Raw genomic sequence first — 17,137 nt, 5'->3', positions numbered from 1 at the left:
CCAGGCGTTTGAAGGAGGCGGTACGACGGAATGCGAGAAGCGGCTCGTTCGCCGACTTCACGCTGCCGCGTTGACCGGCAATACGGGATGTATCGGCGGGGCGGGCGTTCACCTTGGCCTGCCTGGCGCCATTCCGACGGGCGGTGCGGCCGCGGGCGCAAAGCGGGCGGCAGGCTCGGTGTGCGAATCGAAGTTGCACGAATGTTCTAGAACCCTGTGCCTGCTTGGTGAACACTCGGGCCATGGACGCCGGAAACGGCCGAACTATACCGATGCATATCGATGCATACCGATGCGAGTGGCGTACTGGGGCGCCTTGGCATGAGCGATAACAGCTGGATCGACTTGAAACTGGATGCCGAAACCGGGATCGAGATCATCCGTGCCCATTTCGAAGGCCATGCCTATGACCCGCATTGGCACGACAGCTATCTCGTGGGCTTCACCGAGCAGGGCGTGCAGCAGTTCAACTGCCGCAAAACGCTGCATTCAAGCCTGCCAGGGCAGGTCTTTTTGCTTGAGCCTGGTGAAATCCACGACGGGCTCGCACCGTCGCCCGTCGGCTTTACCTACTCCACGCTCTATCTTCAGCCGCATTGGCTGCGTGCCCAGTTGCAAAGTCTCTGTGAGGACGTGCCGGACGACTGTCTCCCGACATTCGCCGAAACCCTGACCAACGAACCTGACCTGGCGGTGCATATCGCCCGGGCCTTTCAGGCGCTTTACCAGCAGGACATGCGCATCGTCCGGCACGCGGCGCTCGATGCGCTGCTGGAAAGGCTGTCCGCGCGGATGAGCTGGCGCCAGCGCCTCGATGTCACGCCGCGGTTGCCGGGGGCCGCGATCCGGGCGCGGGACTACCTGCACGCGCACCTGGACCAGGACATCGGCCTCGATGAGCTGGCCGTGGTGGCCGGGGTGGATCGCTTTCGCTTGTCCCGCGCGTTCAAGGCGTCATTTGGCCTGGCGCCGCATGCTTATCTCGTGCAGTTGCGCCTGAGCCTCGCGCGCAAGCTGTTGCGCCAGGGCGTGGCGCCGGCGAGCGTGGCGAGCGAGCTGGGCTTTGCCGACCAGAGCCATCTCGGTCGCTGGTTCCGGCGCGCCTACGGTTTGAGCCCCGCCGCGTATCGCCGGCAGTGCTCAAACCTTCCAGACGCCTGAGCCCTGCACGCGCGACAGTAGCAGCACCCTACCGAGGAGCTGCCTATGAACGCCCGCTTTCAAACCTTTGCCCCTCCCTGCACCCGGGAGCTGATGCCATGAGCCAGTTGCTGCCGTTCGTGCTGTTCGCCTTTGTCGCCTCGATCACCCCGGGCCCGACCAACATGCTGGTGCTCAACAACAGCGCGCGCTTCGGCTGGCGTGCCGCGGTGCCGCTGGTCATCGGTGCCTGCGCGAGCGCCGCCGCCATCGTGCTGCTGGTCGGCCTGGGGTTAGGAGAAACGCTGCTGCGCCTGCCAACGCTTCAACAAACGATGGCCTGGGTGGGTGTTGCCTGGCTGTCTCTGCTCGCCTGGAAACTCTGGCGCAGTGCGGGTGAACCGCTCGAAGCCAATGGCGCTGGCCTGCGTATCGGTGCCTGGGGTGGCGCTGGTTTGCAGCTGGTCAACCCCAAGACATGGATGATGGCGATCGCAGTGGCCAGCGTGTTCACCGGAGCCGATGGCGGGCTGGCACGTTATGCAATCTTCGCGTTGCTGTTCTTTCTTGTCGCGCTGCCATGCCTTGCTGCATGGGCTGCGCTGGGACGCGGTGCCGTCGGGCTATTGCGATCGGCAGCCGCGTTCAGACGTTTCAATCAAGGGATGGCGCTGCTCCTGCTCGTCTCGGCCTGGAGCAGCCTGTTGTTGTAAGGCCGCTCGCATGCCGCTTCGCCGGGTCGGGCGAAGGCTCTATCATGCGCCCGCCAGGCTGCCCGCAGATTCCTGTAGCCGGTTGGGGAACCAAAGGCCGATGGCTGGGGGTCGAAGCGCGTACACAGCCAATGGGCGGCGATGCGCATGGGCGCATGCGGCGACCACATGACCTCAAAGGAACGATTGATGAGCACCGACCTCAACGCAGGACGCCTGCCGGATGAACTGACGCTGACCAACATCCCGCGGCTGATTTCGCGCTACTACAGCGACCGGCCGGATGCTTCCGATCCCGCGCAGCAGGTCGCCTTCGGCACCTCTGGGCACCGCGGCTCGTCATTCAAGGTCAGCTTCAATGAATGGCACATCCTGGCCACCACCCAGGCAATCTGCGACTACCGTCGCGAACAGGGCATCACCGGTCCGTTGTTCGTCGGCATGGATACCCACGCACTGTCCGAGCCGGCCTTCGTCTCGGCGCTCGAAGTGCTCGCGGCCAATGGTGTGGAGACGCGCATCGATGCGGGTTGCCCTGAAACCAATGGCGAGCCGGGCTACACGCCGACCCCGGCGATCTCCAACGCCATCCTCGAATACAACGCAGGTCGCAGCAGCGGCCTGGCCGATGGCATCGTCATCACCCCGTCGCACAACCCGCCCGCCGATGGCGGTTTCAAGTACAACCCCACCAATGGCGGCCCGGCCGATACCAATGTGACCAAGTGGATCCAGGACCGCGCCAACGCGTTGCTGGCCGCTGGGCTCAAGGGCGTCGAACGTATGGATTACGCCCGCGCACTCAAGGCATCGACCACCCAGCGCTTCGATTTCATCGACAGCTACGTGGGCGGGCTGGATCAGGTGATCGACCTCGAAGCGATCCGTAACAGCGGATTGAAGTTCGGCGTCGATCCCCTAGGCGGCGCTGGTGTGCATTACTGGACGCGCATCGCCGAGCGCTACGGGTTGCCGCTCGAGGTGCTGTCGACCCGAGTCGACCCGACCTTCCGCTTCATGCGCCTGGACTGGGACGGCAAGATCCGAATGGACTGCAGCTCGCCGCACGCCATGGCCGGGCTGATCGAGAACAAGGACCGCTTCGACGTGTCCTTTGCCTGCGACACCGACCACGACCGCCATGGCATCGTGGCGCGCTCGGTGGGCCTGCTCAACCCCAACCATTACTTGGCCGTGGCCATCGAATACCTGTTTACCCATCGCCCCGAGTGGAGCACGAGTGCAGGCATCGGCAAGACGTTGGTCTCGTCGTCGATGATCGACCGCGTCGCCAAGGGTATCGATCGCAAGGTGGTCGAGGTGCCCGTGGGCTTCAAGTGGTTCGTCGACGGTTTGATGGACGGCAGCCTGGGATTCGGCGGCGAGGAGTCTGCCGGCGCGTCCTTCCTGCGCAAGCAGGGCGGGGCGTGGTCCACCGACAAGGACGGCCTGATCCTTGGGCTGCTGGCCGCGGAAATCACCGCCGTGACGGGCAAGGACCCGGGCGAACGCTATCAAGCCCTGACCGAGCGATTCGGCGCGCCGGTCTACCAGCGCATCGATGCTGCGGCCAATCGCGAGCAGAAGGCCAAACTCGGCAAGCTGTCCGCTTCCCAGGTCACCGCGGGCGAGCTGGCCGGCCAGCCCATCACGCAGATCCTCACCGAGGCGCCGGGCAACGGCGCGGCCATCGGCGGGCTCAAAGTCGTCACCGAAAATGGCTGGTTCGCTGCACGCCCATCCGGCACCGAGGACGTTTACAAGATCTACGCGGAAAGCTTCGAGGGCGAGACGCACCTCAAGCGCATCCAGGAAGAGGCCAAGGCGCTGGTGGATGGCGTGCTGAATGGCTGACGAATGAGCCGCAGGTATCCCTGTAGGAGCGAGCTTGCTCGCGAATGCACTGCTGTGCGGTTCAGCGGGCGAACTACCCGACCCCTGGGCCTCGGCTGACTCGTGTGACAGGCGCTGTGCCGGTGGGCGCAGCGCTTTTTCGCGAGCACGCGGGCGCCTACAGGAGCACGACTTGCACGCAATACGCGAACCTCACGCAGGCTCGGTGAGCTGCATCGATTCGCGTTGCGAAAATTCATCCTGAAACGCCACTAGCTTCGGAAATTCGTTGCGCCAGTAGAGTTCAGCGAAGCGGAAATCCAGGTAACCCAGCGCGCAGGCGACACCGATCTGGGCGATGTCCAGCGGGCCTTGCAGCTGTGATGCGCTGTCTTCCAGTGCACGCAAGGCGCGACGCACCTTACCGAGCTGACCATCGATCCACTCATCCCATTGCCGCTCGGCCGGGCGCATTGCCTTTTCGTAGCGCGCCAATACGGCGGCATCCATCAGCCCGTCCGCCAATGCAACGAGGCGCAAGGTCTGCCAGCGCTGCGCCGGGTCTGCCGGGAACAGGTGCTGTCCGTCGTGCAGGCTATCGAGGTATTCGCAGATCACCCGACTGTCATACAGCGCTTCGCCGTCATCCATCATCAGCACCGGAATCTTGCCGAGCGGGTTGGCGACGTTGACGCGCTCATTGAGGGTTACGGGCATGACGGTCGTTTCGACCGGGTCCAGCCTGCCCATTTGACCGGTTTCAATGGCAAGCACACGGACTTTCCGGGCGAAGGGCGACGCAGGGGCATAGATCAGTTGCATGGAGAGGGCTCTGGCAAAAGTAGTCGGAGCCGGGCAGGTCGGCTGACCGCTCGGTTGCCATTGAGCATAGCCAAACCTGCCCGCAGAGCCGCAAGGGGTTTTACGGGCCAGGGGGAGTGGGTCAGGCGGTGGCTGCTTCGGGCAGCTTGGCGATCACCTTGATCTCGAACTGGAAGCCGTAGAGCCACGTCACACCGATGCCGGTCAGCGTAGGGTGGGGCGCCTCGCCCCAGAACTCCTGCACCACGGGCCAGATGCGTTCGAACTGCTCGTGCGGATCGACGATGAAGACGGTGACATCGATTACGTCGTCGAAGGTGCAGCCGGCTTCCTTGAGGATGGCGTTGAGATTCGCGAAGGCCAGCCGCACCTGCGCCTGCAGATCGGGTTCGGGTGAGCCGTCCTCGCGGCTACCGACCTGCCCGGAAACAAATAGGAAACCATTGGAGCGGATCGCGGGCGAGTAGCGGTTTTTTTTCATACAGCGCCTGGCGGCCGGCTGGGAATACGACGTCACGAGTGCTCATGTTTCCTCCAATTGGGGCGGTACGCCCCGGGTCAGGTTGATGACCAAACTTTAGGGAGCCGAGCCATGCGGATAAACTCGCGAGCCTGACCAGCACCGTTTGCGAATTCCAAACAATCAAGCACGAGAACATGCCATGGATCGCTTCGCCGCCATGCAGGCCTTCGCCCGTGTCGTCGAGACCGGGAGCTTCACCAAGGCGGCCGAAACGCTGCACCTGAGCCGTACCAGCGTCACCCAGCTGATCCAGCAGTTGGAGGCACGGCTGCGCGTGCGGCTGCTCAACCGCACCACGCGCAAGGTCAACGTCACGGCCGATGGCGCCGCCTACTACGAGCGTGTGGTGCAGCTGCTGGCCGATCTGGATGACGCCGAGACGAGCCTTTCCGGCGCAGCCACTGCGCCGCGTGGCCGCCTTCGTGTGGATGTACCGAGCCCCTTTGCACGGCTGATTCTGATACCCGCGCTGCCGGCCTTCCATGCGCGGTTTCCGGAGATTCAACTCGACCTGGGCGTGAGCGACCGCAAGGTCGATCTGATCGACGAAAACGTCGATTGCGTGGTGCGGGGTGGCGAGCTGACCGACCTGTCGCTCATGGCGCGGCCCATCGGGCACCTGCGGCTGGCCGTGTACGCCGCACCGGATTATCTGGAACGAGCCGGGACGCCGCGGCATCCGGTGGAGCTTGAAAACAGCCAGCACCGCACCATCGGCTTCCTCTGGGCGCGCACCGGCAAGGCCTTGCCCTACGCCATGCATCGCGGCGACGAGCGCATCAGCGTGCAGGGGCACCATGTGCTGTCGGTCGATGACGGCAACGCTTATCTGGCGGCCGGTCTGGCGGGGTTGGGTGTGCTGTGGTTGCCGGATTACATGGCGAGGGCGCCACTGGAGCGCGGCGAGCTGACACCTTTGTTCGAGGACTGGACGCTCGACCCGATGCCGATGTACATCGCCTACCCACCGAACCGGCATGTCAGCGCGAAGCTGCGCGTGTTTATCGATTGGGTGGTGGAGTTGATGGAAAAGGGCTGAGGTTGCGGGCGCTTCCTCAGCCCAGGCGGGTGCCTCTACAGATCAGCAAACACGCACGAGCGCCCCGGGACAGACGGGCGGTTCACACCGCGTAACCCAGCACCCTTGGCAGCCACAGCGCGATTTCGGGGAATAGGGCTACCAGCACCAGCGCGCTGCCCATGACCACGACGAACAACAGGGCCCAGCCGACCGTTTGCTCCAGGCGGATTTTCGCGACCTCGGCGGTCACCATCAGGTTGATTGCGACCGGCGGCGTGAACTGCCCGATGGCGATGTTCATCGCCAAGAGGATGCCGAACCAAACGGGGTTCCAGCCGAAATGCTGCATGACCGGGATGAGGATCGGCATCAGGATCAGGTAGATCGAGATCGCATCGAGCAACATCCCCGCAAGCAGCACGGCGACCATCACCAGAATCAGCAGTACCGCGCCGTTATCCGACAGCGAGATCAACCATTCGGCCAGGTGGCGGAAGGTGCCGAGCATGGTGCCGGCCCAGGCGAAGATCCCGGCCAGGGCAATGATCAGCATGACCACGCCGGAAATGACTGCCGCCTCGCCGCAGAGGCGCCAGAGGTTTCGCCAGTCCAGCTCGCGGGTGACGAACAGGCCGACCAGCACGCCGTAGGTCACGCCAGCCACGGCCGCTTCGGTAGGTGTAAACAGCCCGCTGCGCAGACCGCCCAGAATCAGCACCGGCGCGAACAGCGCCGGCAGTGCCTGGCGGAAGCTTTCGCCCAGTGGTGGACGTTCGGCTCCTTCGGGGCTCTCCCAGCCGTAGCGACGTGAAAGCAGCCAGGCCGGAAGCAGCAGCACCAGCCCCGCGATGATGCCGGGGAACAGGCCTGCCGCGAACAGCGCGCGCAGGTCCACGCCGGGTACGACGATGGAGTAGAGGATCAGCGCGATTGACGGCGGGATCAGAATCGCGGTGGAGGCCGACGCGGCGATCAGGGTCGCGGAGAAGGGCTTGGGATAGCCGGCGCGGGTCATGCTCGGCAACATCACCATGGCGACCGCGGCAGCATCAGCCGGTCCTGAGCCGCTCATGCCGCCCATGATCAGGCAGACCAGAATGGCGACCATTGCCAATCCGCCATGCCGCGGGCCGATCAATGCCTGGGCAAAGCGCACCAGGCGCAGCGCCACGCCGGATTTCTCGAACACCAGACCGGTCAGGATGAACAGCGGAATGGCGATCAATGGGTATTTGGCGACCCCGTTGTAGGTGTTGGTGCCGAGCGTGGCGAGCATGTCCGGCGAAAGCCCGGCAATGATGCCGATCGCACCGGACAAGGCGAGGGAGAAGGCCACCGGTACACCAATCAGCAGCAACAACAGGAAGCTGGCGAGCATCCAGACATCAGGGCTCATCGCTAAGCCTCCCGCGCAGGCGGTCGATGGTCATCTGCGTCAGGCGTACCAGCATCAGCAGCGCCAACAGCGGCAGCCAGACCACGTACCACCAATTTGGCAGGCCGAGGCCAGGCGACTCCGATTCCCACTGGTATTCTTCCAACGCGAACTGGCCGCCGTACCAGAGCACCAGCCCTAGCACGAGCGCGCCGGCCAACCATTGCAAGAGGATCAGCGGTACGCGCAGTTGCGGGAACAGCCGTTCGACGAAGCCGATACGGATGTGCCGGTTGCTGCGCATCGCCACCGAAGCGCCGGCGAATGTGAGGATCACCAGCAAGAAAACGGAGATTTCTTCAGTGAAAGCAAAGGATGCATTGGTGAAATAGCGAACCACTACGTTGGCGAGGCTGATCAGGCCGATGATCACCAGCGCCAGGGTGGCCAGCACGCGCTCAAGGCGCGCGTCCTGTCGATTGTCCATGAAAGTCCTCGAACCCCGGCGGCCCCGCGCCGCCGGGCAAAGCGGTGTTTACTCAGCGATGGCGGTGCGTGCAGCTTCGATCAGCTCGGCACCAATCTTCGGCGCCCACTTCTCATGGACTACGCGGGTGGCTTCGACAAAGGCCTGATGCTCGGCATCGCTCAGCTCGGTCACCTCGACGCCACGGGCGCGAATGTCCTCAAGCCGCTTGGCTTCGGCGCTGCGTGACAGCTCGATTTCCCACTTACCAGCGTCAATGGCGGCCTGACGCAGTATTTCGCGATCCGCTTCCGGCAACTGCTTCCAGACACGCTGGTTGACGGCGAAGACCAGCGGGTCGGCCATGTAGTGCCAGAGGGTCAAGTACTTCTGGCCGACCTGGTCGACACGCGCAACGTCAAATACCGACAGCGGGTTTTCCTGACCGTCGACGGCACCTGTGGTCAGTGCCGGTTTGGCGTCGGCCCAGCTCATTTGCGTCGGGTTGGCGCCGAGGGCGCTGAACGTGTCCTGGAACAGCGGAGAGCCTACGACACGAATCTTCAGGCCAGAGAGATCGGCAGGCGTCTTGACCGGCTTGACCGAATTTGAAATCTCACGGAAGCCATTCTCACCCCAGGCCAGCGGGACGATGCCGCGCTTCTCGATGGCAGCAAAGGCCTGCTGGCCGGCTTCGCCCCCGGTAATGGCGTCGAGGTCGGCACTGTCGGCCATCAGGAAGGGCAGCGAGAAGAGGTTCAGCTCCGGCACTTGCGGCGACCAGTTGATCGTGGAACCAACGGCCATGTCGATCAGGCCCGAGCGCATCGCTGAGAACTCTTTGGTCTGGTCGCCCGCGACGAGTTGCGCGTTAGGGTAGACGCGCAGGGTAATTTCGCCGTTGGAGCGCTCGGCTACCAGGTCGGCCCACTTTTGCGCCGCTTGGCCCCATGGGAATGCATCGGAGAGCACGGTAGAGACGGAGTATTCACGGGCAGCGGCCGAGAAGGTCGCGGACAGCGCCGCGGCGGCGGCCAATGCAGTAAGGCAGCGAGTCAGTTTCATGAGGCGTCCTTGTTCGGATCAGTTTTGGTTTTATTAGCGAACGGCCTGGCGCCGATGGGTGACAGGCTTGGTGGCCGGTGAGCCACGGGACGCGCGGGTAGCGCGAGAAAAAAGGACGCGAGCGGCTGTACGGTTGATCAGCTGGGCACTTGATGCGTCACATAACCCGCAAGCCTTGTGGGCTGGGGGTTGCCAGCGGCGATTCACTGGCCGCGTCACTATCGCAGATGGCATCTGGGAGCGCCATTGTCGGGCGCCTCGTCTTTGGTCGTGCCTAGGTCAGGCGTCGCGTAGCAGGTCGTGGGTGTTGAGCAGCGCGAAGGCGATCTCGGGGCGCTTTTCCAGCCCGCGGCGTATGGCGGCGGGAATCGACTGGCGTGTCTTGCGACAGAGGCCTGGCTGCTCAGCGATTTCGATGCGGATACCGCGCATGCTGCGCACTTCGTTCGGTCCGGGTGCGATGGCCATGAGAATGCCCAGCTGATCCTGGATGCGTTGCTGCAGGCGCTCCAGATCTTCGAGGCTCTTCAGGTTTTCCAGCCGTTCAAGCAAGCGATTTTCCTCGGCGCGCGTTAGCCGAAGGATGCGAAGGTCATGGCTCTCGGGTGCCTCGAGCATTTGCTCGCGCCGGCAGATGCAGGCGCCGGGCGGGCAAGGGGAGCGAATCGGAATGGCAGTCGTCATGGCCGCTGATCATAGCGAGGCGGCGCCCGGATGCACCCACCGTTCGGCGGCTACCCGGGCGCGCCTAGCCTCAAGCTAGTTGAAGCGGCCGTGCACACCACCGACGCTGTAACGGCCGGCACCAAGCAGTGCGATCGCCACCGAGCCGAACAGGAACAGCCCCTGGGTTTCCAACGCCCAACCGCCCATCTGGCCCAGTGAAAAGAGTTCGGCCATATGCGCAAGGAGCAGAGCAACCAGCATGTTGCCGATCATCAGCAGCGCGCCGATGCGTGTGAACAGGCCGATGATGACCAACAACGGGCCGACCACCTCGCCCAGGTAGACGCCATAGGCGAAGAACTCCGGCAGGCCACGTCCCGCCAGCATTCCTGCAATACCTCCGACGCCGCCTGACAGCTTGGCGATGCCGTGCAGCAGCATCATCAAGCCAACACTTACCCGCAGAACCAGTTTGCCTACGTCATCTGTCATTTCCATTTCTCCGAAAGGCGGTGAGTCGCACACAAAGCCTAGCGGCAGATTGCTGCGGTCGCGTTATGGCGCCGGCTATTTTTCTTCGCACGGCCAAGGCGCTGCGCTGTCCTAGCGCTGAAGACGAATAAGGAGGACAGCATGTCTGAGGAAGCCGATTTTGCCTTGCTAGAGCGTTTGCTGATGGCGCGCGGGCCGGGCGGTCAGGAGGAAGAGGTGCGGACGCTTTGCCGTGAGTCGCTAGAGGCCAGCTGTGATGAGGTCTGGCTGGACGCGGCAAACAATCTGGTGGGTTGGATACGTGCTGAGGGCGCTTCACGCGACGTGGCGCAGGCCAACGCAATTCGAGTGATGGCACACCAGGACGAGATCGCGATGGTGGTCAAGCGCGTTGCCGATGATGGCCGTCTCCACGTAGTGGCGTTGGGTGGCGCGTTTCCGGTCAATTTCGGTATGTGCCCGGTCGACATCATGGGTGAGTCGGAAAACCTGCCCGGTGTGCTTTCATTCGGCACCATGCACGGTACGCCCGAGTCCAGCCAGTCAATGGACATCCTGAGCGGCAATGTCCAATGGCGCGATGTGCACGTGATCACTCGCCGGACCACGGAAGAGCTTGCACGAATGGGCGTACGGCCCGGCACGCGTGTTGTGCTAAGCCAGCACTGGCGGCGTCCGTTCCGCGTGCACGACGCGATCGCCGCTCATTTCCTCGACGATCGCGCACCCGTGGTCGCAGCCCTGCGCTCTGCCGAGGAGTTGGCGGGACGCAAGGGCGAACTCGCTCAGGACGTCTATTTCGTGTTTACCACCAACGAAGAAGAAACCAATTCCGGTGCGCAATACGCTGCCCGTACGCTTCCCGGCCTGGCCTGCATCGCACTCGAGGTAGGCCCGATCGCCGAGGAATACGGCACCCGGTTGTGCGCCGATCCGATCATCCTGACCGGCGATGAGAAGGGGCTTTACACCAAGGCGCTGTCCGATGCCCTGTTCGCCGCTGCCGTCCGCTGCGGTTACACGCCCCAGCCTGCCCTGATGCCGGGCTTCGCCTCGGATGCAAGTGCTGTGCTCGGCTCTGGCTCTTCACCGCAAGCTGGTTGCCTGGCGATTCCCACCGAGAATACCCATGGCTATGAACTGATCACCGAAGGTGGCATCCAGGCGTGCACGCGGACCCTCACCGAGTATTTGCTGAACGCAAGATGATCGGACGGACGCTCGGCGGGGGATAGCGCGTCACTTCCGTCACCTTGGCCCTAGTCCGCACGTTGGCAGCTCTAGGCGCTGGTTCTACCCGCATCCAAGGCAAACCCTCTCTCCGGCCTGCCGGGTGGAAAGCAGAGCTTTGTCCTACAGCCGACAGCAGTTGAGCCGGAAGGACAAACTCCGTCCCGTAGGAGCCAGCTTGCTGGCGATCCAGGGCACGCCGACAGCCGGATCGCGAGCAAGCTCGCTCCTACGAAGCGCATCGGCGGCGTGCTAGGCCTCGCCCTCTGTGCTGGCAGTTGCTTCATTTGGGCCGCCAGGACACGCTCCGTCCCGTAGGAGCCAGCTTGCTGGCGATCCAGGGCAGGGCGGCTTCCGGATCGCGAGCAAGCTCGCTCCTACGAAGCGCATCGGCGGTGCATGCTAAGCCTCGGCCTCTGTACTGGCAGTCGCTTCACTTGGGCCGCCAGAACAAGCTCCGTCCCGTAGGAGCCAGCTTGCTGGCGATCCAGGGCACGCCGGCAACCAGATCGCGAGCAAGCTCGCTCCTATGAAGCGCATCGGCGGTGCGTGCTAGGCCTCAACCTCTGTGCTGGCAGTTCATTTGGACCGCCAGGACAACCTCCGTCCCGTAGTAGCCAGCTTGCTGGCGATCCAGGGCACGTCGTCGGCCGAATCTCAAACAAGCTAACGCCTACCGAGCGCTTGCCCAGGTTATGCGTCCATCCGGCCGGACAGGCCCACATCGGGGGTGTCGCGTGGGGTAGGCATGTCCAAGGTTGCGGACATTTTCAGGGCTGCAAAATGACCCCAGCCGCCGTGCCAAGCCGGCGCGATACCACACAGACGCTGGCGTTAACGGACGCTACCGATCAATCGGCGTGCGACACCTGAATTGGCACGTCTTTCGCTCCGGGTCTAGGGTCAGGCTTGTTCGACCGGTTCTCTGACCGGGCGAGACAACTAGAACAACAAGGAAACCGCCCATGAAGTCCATTGCCGCCTCGGCCGCCCCTTCGGCCTGCCTCGTGTCGTTCGCTTCATTCTTCAACCCGCTGCTGCGTCCGCTTAATACCGAGGGCCAGCCATGAACCTGCACGGCAAAATCGCCCTCGTGACGGGCTCCACCAGCGGTATCGGCCTTGGCATCGCCAGCAAGCTGGCCGAGGCTGGTGCAGACGTGATGCTCAATGGATTCGGCGATTCGGAGGGAGCTATTGCGCATGTGGCTGCCTTCGGCACGCGCGTACGGCATCATCCGGCCGACGTTTCCGATGCCGAGCAGATCGCCGACATGGTTCGCCAGGCCGAGCGCGACTTAGGCCGCGTCGATGTGCTGGTCAACAACGCCGGTATTCAGCATGTCGCGCCGATTGAACAGTTTCCGGTCGAGCGCTGGGACAGCATCATCGCCGTCAACCTCTCCTCGGCGTTTCACACCATTCGCCTGGTGTTACCTGGCATGCGTCAGCGCAACTGGGGCCGGATCATCAATATCTCGTCCGCTCACGGTCTGGTCGCCTCGGCCGGTAAATCGGCCTACGTCGCAGCCAAGCACGGACTGCTCGGGCTCACGAAAAGTGTGGCGCTGGAAACGGCGACGACGGGTATCACCTGCAATGCGCTATGCCCCGGCTGGGTCCTGACGCCGCTGGTCCAGCAGCAGATCGACAACAACGCCAAGGCCCATGGCGACGTCCAACGGGCGACCCGCGAATTGCTGATGGAAAAACAACCTTCGTTGGACTTCGTTACGCCGGAGCAGCTGGGCGAATTGGCGCTGTTCCTATGCAGCGACGCCGCAAAGCAGGTCCGTGGTGTCGCATGGAACATGGACGGTGGCTGGGTGGCGCAGTAGCGCTAAGAATCGCACGCGCGTGAGTTAATTGGCTCGCAATGCCGCATGCTCTGCCAGTTCGGCCTCGATGAACCCGGCGATCATCGCCCGATATATCTGTTCGGTGATGTCGGGGTTCGCCTGCAGAGTGGTCGCCAGCGCGCGGACCTTTTCGATGACCCGCTCGACCCGCTGAGGTGCCCTCACATCGTCGCTGGTCTTTTTGAACGCTGCCGCGCGCTTCACGTACCGCCCACGCTCGGCAAGAAGCGCGACCAACGCTTCGTCGATACGGTCGATGTTCTGGCGGACTTCGTCGAGCGAGGTGCAGTTGGCGGCTGGATGCATGGTGGACTCCCGTCGGTTCTGGTTATCTTTCGCGGCGCATATGGATCAGTGCGAGGCGCTCGCCATCGAGCCCTTCGCGCGGCTCGATGCTGATGGGCATGAAGCCCAGTTTCGGATAGAACAGCAATCCGGCCGTATTGTGATTGAAGCAGGACACGCGCACTTCGCTGGCTCCATAACGATCGAAAGCGAGTCGGCATAAGTGCTCGACCAGCATGCTGGCAGCACCGAGGCGTCGGGCGCTCGAATCCACCATCACATTGCCGATTGCGCATACGCCGCCTTGTTCCCATCGGTAAAAGTTCGCGAACGCAACCGGCCGGTTCGACAGGCACACCACGGTCGACTCGGCACGCTGCGCAATTGCCGCGGACAATTGCCCAACGGTCAATGGGTAACGAGCCTTGGGAAACAGTAGTAGAGCTCGGTCGCGGTTTCCGGCCAGCGGCAAATCGCGGCAAGGTCGTCCGGCTGGACGGGGCGGAGGCTAAACGTCATGAGGCGCATCCTGCGGCTGTCTTAACGGTGCTGCTACCACCTTAGCGCCGCCCGCCATGCACCACAACGCGCTGGCGAGTGGCATCGTCAGGATAGGTTGCGCCTGATCAACGCTCGCTCAAACCGTGCAGTTGCAGCTTCGAATAAAGGCTGGCGCGCGAGATGCCAAGTTCGGTAGCGGCCCGGCGGCGGTTGCCTTTGCAGGCGAGCAGGGCGCTTTGCAGGGCGCGGCGTTCAGCTTGGGCGATGCTTTCGGCAAGGCGTTGCAGTGGAGCGGGGTCACTGGCTGCGGTTTCCAACCCTGCAGTGCCAGCACTTGTGGCGGCGACTTCAATGAGCGCGGCGGCTGGTGGCGCCGGCTTGCTGGTTTGGTCGGCTAGCAGTGGCAGGAAGTGCTTGGCTTCGAGTGGCGCGCCATCGGTGCTTAGCTGGGCCCGTTCCAGCAAGTTGCCGAGTTCACGAACGTTCCCGCGCCAGGGCTGGTGACAGAGCAGCGCAATCGCATCGGCCGTCAGTTCCATGGGCGCCTGGCCCGAGCGGTTGGCGATGTCGTCGAGCAGGTGCTCGATGACCGAAGGGATGTCGCTGGCGCGCTCACGTAAAGGCGGCACCTTCAATGCGAGCACGTTGAGGCGGTAGTAAAGATCGTCACGAAATTCGCCCGCGGCCACCTTCGCTTCGAGGTCGATATGTGTGGCGGCGATCACCCGCACGTTGAGCGGTTTGACCTGGTTGGAGCCCAGCGGCTCGATCTCCTGCTCCTGCAGCACGCGCAACAGCTTGGCTTGAAGGGCCAGCGGCAGGTCACCAATTTCGTCGAGAAACAGGGTGCCGCCATTGGCCACTTCGAACTTGCCGATGCGCGCCTTGCGGTCGGCGCCAGTGAAGGCGCCGGGTGCGGTGCCGAACAGCTCGGCTTCGACCAGCGTCTCTGGAATCGCCGCTACGTTTACCGCAACGAATGGCCCATTGGCGCGCGGGGACAGGTTGTGGATGCCTTGGGCAAGCAGCTCTTTGCCGGTGCCGGTTTCACCTCGGATAAGCACCGTCGCATCCAGCTGCGCGGCGCGCCGAGCCTGACGCTTCACCTCGCTCGCGGCCGGGCTGGTACCGATGAACCCTGCGATCGTATAGCGGGCACGGCGAGCCTTGGCCAGTTCGTTCTGCGTCGCGACAAGCTGGGTCTGCAGTACGTTGAACTTGGACATGAGCGGCTTGAGGTGCCGGGCGCGGTCGAACAGGACGAACCCCAGGGCCCCTACGAGGGTGCCGTCTTCATCGCGGAGCGGGATACGGGTGACGACGAAGTGTTCGTCGCCGAACGCCATGAGGTCGAGCATGCTCGGCAGGCCACTGTCGACTACCTCGCGCAGGCGGCTGGCCGGCAAGACCTCCTCGACCTCTTTGCCTAACACGCTGCGCGGATCGCTGATGCCAATCTTCTCGGCATATTTGTCGTTTATCCAGACGATGCGTGCCTGCCGGTTTACCGCGATGGTGCCTTCGCACTGGGCGTTCAGGTGGTCAAACAGGAGCGGCATCGCCACCGCGCGAAAGCGCTCAGGCGAGACCCCGATGATCAGGCCGTTGTGGTCGAGGTCGTTGCGTGCAATTGCCATGAGCGGAGCTGTCCGGTTTCGATCGGCCGATTATGGGAGGCGCCGGTTGTGCGGAGCAAGGCGACCGGCCCGCCACGAACCAGCCTGAAAACGTTGGCGAGGCAAGCCATGCAGTATCGCCAACGCAGGTCGTTTTACTGCGCGTACACCTCGTTCGGCAGCCAGGTCGCCAAAGGCGCGAAGAAGAACACCAGTGCGAGCCCCAGCAGCTGGATGAGGATGTAAGGCAGCACACCCAGGTAAACATCCCGCGTGGTCACCTCTGGCGGGCAGACGCCCTTGATGTAGAACAGCGCGAAACCCACTGGCGGCGTGAGGAAAGATGTCTGCAGGCAAAGCGCGAAGAGGATCGCGAACCACAGCGGGTCGACACCCATCGAGAACAGCACAGGCGCGACCAGCGGCAGGATGATCAGGGTGATCTCCACCCAGTCGAGGAAAAAGCCGAGCAGGAAGGTGATCAGCAGTACCGTCAGCAGAACTCCCGTCTGGCCGAACGGCAGCCCGGTGAGCGCTGCGCGAATGACATCGTCGCCGCCCAAACCGCGAAGCACCGCAGCGAATACCGTGGCGCCGATGAAGATGCCGAAGATGAACGCCGCGGTGCGGCTGGTCTGGTAGAGCGCGTCTTTCAGCACCGCCATGTTCAGTCTGCGGCTGAACGCCGCCATCAGCACCGCGCCGAAGGCACCGACAGCCGAGGCTTCGGTGGTGGTCGCGATCCCGAAAAAGATCGAGCCGAGCACCGCGAGGATCAGCACGAACGGCGGCACGACGGCCCAGAACACGTCGACCAATGCCTTTGCATCGAGCTTCTGCCGGTTGGCCGGAGCGGGCGCAAAATCTTTCTTCAGCCAGGCGACTACCACGATGTAGAGGATGTACATCAGCGCCAGCATCATCCCCGGAATTAGCGCGCCCATGAACAGCTTGCCCACGGACGCTTCGGAGGTGCCTAGCCGGTCGGCCATCAGCACCAGCATGATGCTCGGCGGGATAAGAATGCCCAACGTACCAACGGAGCAGGCCGTGCCGACCGCCAGGCTCTTGTTGTATTTGGCCTGCAGCATCGGCCCGATGGAGAGCATGCCGAGAAGCGCCACCGAGGCACCGACGATGCCGGTAGATGCGGCAAGCAGAATACCCACCAGCACCACTGTCACGGCGTAGCCGCCGCGCAACGGGCCGAGCACCCGGACCAGGCTGTGCATCAGCCGCTCGGCGATGCCGGAGCGGTCGAGCATGATGCCCATGAAAATGAACAGTGGCAGGGCAACCATGAGTTCGTTGGCGACGATGCCATAGATGCGCGCATCCAGGACGCCAATGGTGCCATCCCACGTGAACCAGAGATCGGCATCGTAGTGCTCGACCAGCACATGACCGAGCACGGCGAACAACAGTCCGATGCCGGCCAGCGACCAGGCGACTGGGAAGCCCAGCAGCAGGAGCCCCATGAACGAGGCGAACATCGCGATGACGAGAATTTGTTCCAGACCCATGATCAAGA

General features: G+C 63.4%; 15 protein-coding genes and 2 pseudogenes. 6 read left to right on the top strand and 11 right to left on the bottom strand.

Features of this window, described 5'->3' with window-relative positions:
- The first annotated feature begins 321 nt into the window (after positions 1 to 321).
- The 3 genes from M1D78_RS11525 (at position 322) to pgm (ending at position 3,707) form a co-directional block, all read left to right on the top strand.
- A complete protein-coding gene (locus M1D78_RS11525) occupies positions 322 to 1,161 on the top strand; it encodes an AraC family ligand binding domain-containing protein (RefSeq protein WP_437420339.1) in 840 nt (279 codons plus the stop codon).
- Between the two features lie 98 nt (positions 1,162 to 1,259).
- Positions 1,260 to 1,853 (top strand): LysE family translocator, encoded by a 594-nt coding sequence (locus tag M1D78_RS11520; protein ID WP_437419133.1) that lies wholly within the window; start codon positions 1,260 to 1,262, stop codon positions 1,851 to 1,853.
- Between the two features lie 189 nt (positions 1,854 to 2,042).
- On the top strand, positions 2,043 to 3,707 hold the full coding sequence (gene pgm / locus M1D78_RS11515; protein WP_437419134.1) for a phosphoglucomutase (alpha-D-glucose-1,6-bisphosphate-dependent): 1,665 nt from the start codon (positions 2,043 to 2,045) through the stop codon (positions 3,705 to 3,707).
- A gap of 192 nt (positions 3,708 to 3,899) precedes the next feature.
- Here pgm and M1D78_RS11510 read toward each other — a convergent pair whose 3' ends face one another.
- Positions 3,900 to 4,508, bottom strand: a complete 609-nt coding sequence (locus M1D78_RS11510; RefSeq protein WP_437419135.1) for a glutathione S-transferase — start codon at positions 4,506 to 4,508, stop codon at positions 3,900 to 3,902.
- A gap of 121 nt (positions 4,509 to 4,629) precedes the next feature.
- A pseudogene (locus M1D78_RS11505) lies at positions 4,630 to 5,035 on the bottom strand (RidA family protein).
- A 135-nt stretch (positions 5,036 to 5,170) separates the two neighbouring features.
- On the opposite strand from M1D78_RS11505, the gene M1D78_RS11500 reads away from it, so the two are divergent.
- Complete coding sequence (locus tag M1D78_RS11500) at positions 5,171 to 6,070, top strand: LysR family transcriptional regulator (RefSeq protein WP_437419137.1); 900 nt, start codon at positions 5,171 to 5,173, stop codon at positions 6,068 to 6,070.
- 82 nt (positions 6,071 to 6,152) lie between these two features.
- Here the strand turns inward: M1D78_RS11500 and M1D78_RS11495 are convergent, their stop codons facing one another.
- From M1D78_RS11495 to M1D78_RS11475, 5 genes are all read right to left on the bottom strand, one after another.
- Positions 6,153 to 7,448, bottom strand: a complete 1,296-nt coding sequence (locus M1D78_RS11495) for a TRAP transporter large permease (RefSeq protein WP_437419138.1) — start codon at positions 7,446 to 7,448, stop codon at positions 6,153 to 6,155.
- Entirely contained in the window at positions 7,438 to 7,914 is a 477-nt protein-coding gene (locus M1D78_RS11490) for a TRAP transporter small permease (RefSeq protein WP_437419139.1), read from the bottom strand. The genes M1D78_RS11495 and M1D78_RS11490 overlap by 11 nt, the downstream gene beginning before the upstream one ends.
- Positions 7,915 to 7,962: 48 nt before the next feature.
- Positions 7,963 to 8,958, bottom strand: a complete 996-nt coding sequence (locus M1D78_RS11485) for a DctP family TRAP transporter solute-binding subunit (RefSeq protein WP_437419140.1) — start codon at positions 8,956 to 8,958, stop codon at positions 7,963 to 7,965.
- Positions 8,959 to 9,237: 279 nt separating this feature from the next.
- Positions 9,238 to 9,642: a hypothetical protein gene (locus M1D78_RS11480; RefSeq protein ID WP_437419141.1), complete on the bottom strand. Its 405-nt coding sequence runs from the start codon at positions 9,640 to 9,642 to the stop codon at positions 9,238 to 9,240.
- A gap of 75 nt (positions 9,643 to 9,717) precedes the next feature.
- Positions 9,718 to 10,116 carry a DoxX family protein gene (locus M1D78_RS11475; RefSeq protein WP_437419142.1) on the bottom strand — a complete coding sequence of 133 codons (399 nt, stop codon included), beginning with the start codon at positions 10,114 to 10,116 and terminating at the stop codon, positions 9,718 to 9,720.
- Positions 10,117 to 10,257: 141 nt separating this feature from the next.
- On the opposite strand from M1D78_RS11475, the gene M1D78_RS11470 reads away from it, so the two are divergent.
- Together M1D78_RS11470 and M1D78_RS11465 are read left to right on the top strand one after the other, a co-directional pair.
- A complete protein-coding gene (locus tag M1D78_RS11470; RefSeq protein ID WP_437419143.1) occupies positions 10,258 to 11,325 on the top strand; it encodes a zinc-binding metallopeptidase family protein in 1,068 nt (355 codons plus the stop codon).
- A gap of 1,087 nt (positions 11,326 to 12,412) precedes the next feature.
- Positions 12,413 to 13,183, top strand: coding sequence for a 3-hydroxybutyrate dehydrogenase (locus tag M1D78_RS11465; RefSeq protein WP_437419144.1), 771 nt, complete (start codon positions 12,413 to 12,415; stop codon positions 13,181 to 13,183).
- Between the two features lie 24 nt (positions 13,184 to 13,207).
- Here the strand turns inward: M1D78_RS11465 and M1D78_RS11460 are convergent, their stop codons facing one another.
- From M1D78_RS11460 to M1D78_RS11445, 4 genes and pseudogenes are all read right to left on the bottom strand, one after another.
- A complete protein-coding gene (locus tag M1D78_RS11460) occupies positions 13,208 to 13,510 on the bottom strand; it encodes a chorismate mutase (RefSeq protein WP_437419145.1) in 303 nt (100 codons plus the stop codon).
- A 22-nt stretch (positions 13,511 to 13,532) separates the two neighbouring features.
- Positions 13,533 to 14,008 (bottom strand): annotated as a pseudogene (locus M1D78_RS11455) (N-acetyltransferase family protein).
- Positions 14,009 to 14,115: 107 nt separating this feature from the next.
- Positions 14,116 to 15,627 (bottom strand): sigma-54 interaction domain-containing protein, encoded by a 1,512-nt coding sequence (locus M1D78_RS11450; protein WP_437419146.1) that lies wholly within the window; start codon positions 15,625 to 15,627, stop codon positions 14,116 to 14,118.
- 134 nt (positions 15,628 to 15,761) lie between these two features.
- Positions 15,762 to 17,129 carry a TRAP transporter large permease gene (locus M1D78_RS11445; protein ID WP_437419147.1) on the bottom strand — a complete coding sequence of 456 codons (1,368 nt, stop codon included), beginning with the start codon at positions 17,127 to 17,129 and terminating at the stop codon, positions 15,762 to 15,764.
- Between the last annotated feature and the right edge of the window lie 8 nt (positions 17,130 to 17,137).

The sequence above is a fragment of the Pseudomonas sp. SA195 genome (assembly GCF_054131565.1).
Note: the sequence above shows the minus strand (reverse complement) of the source record. Positions and strands in the feature narration are given on the sequence as shown.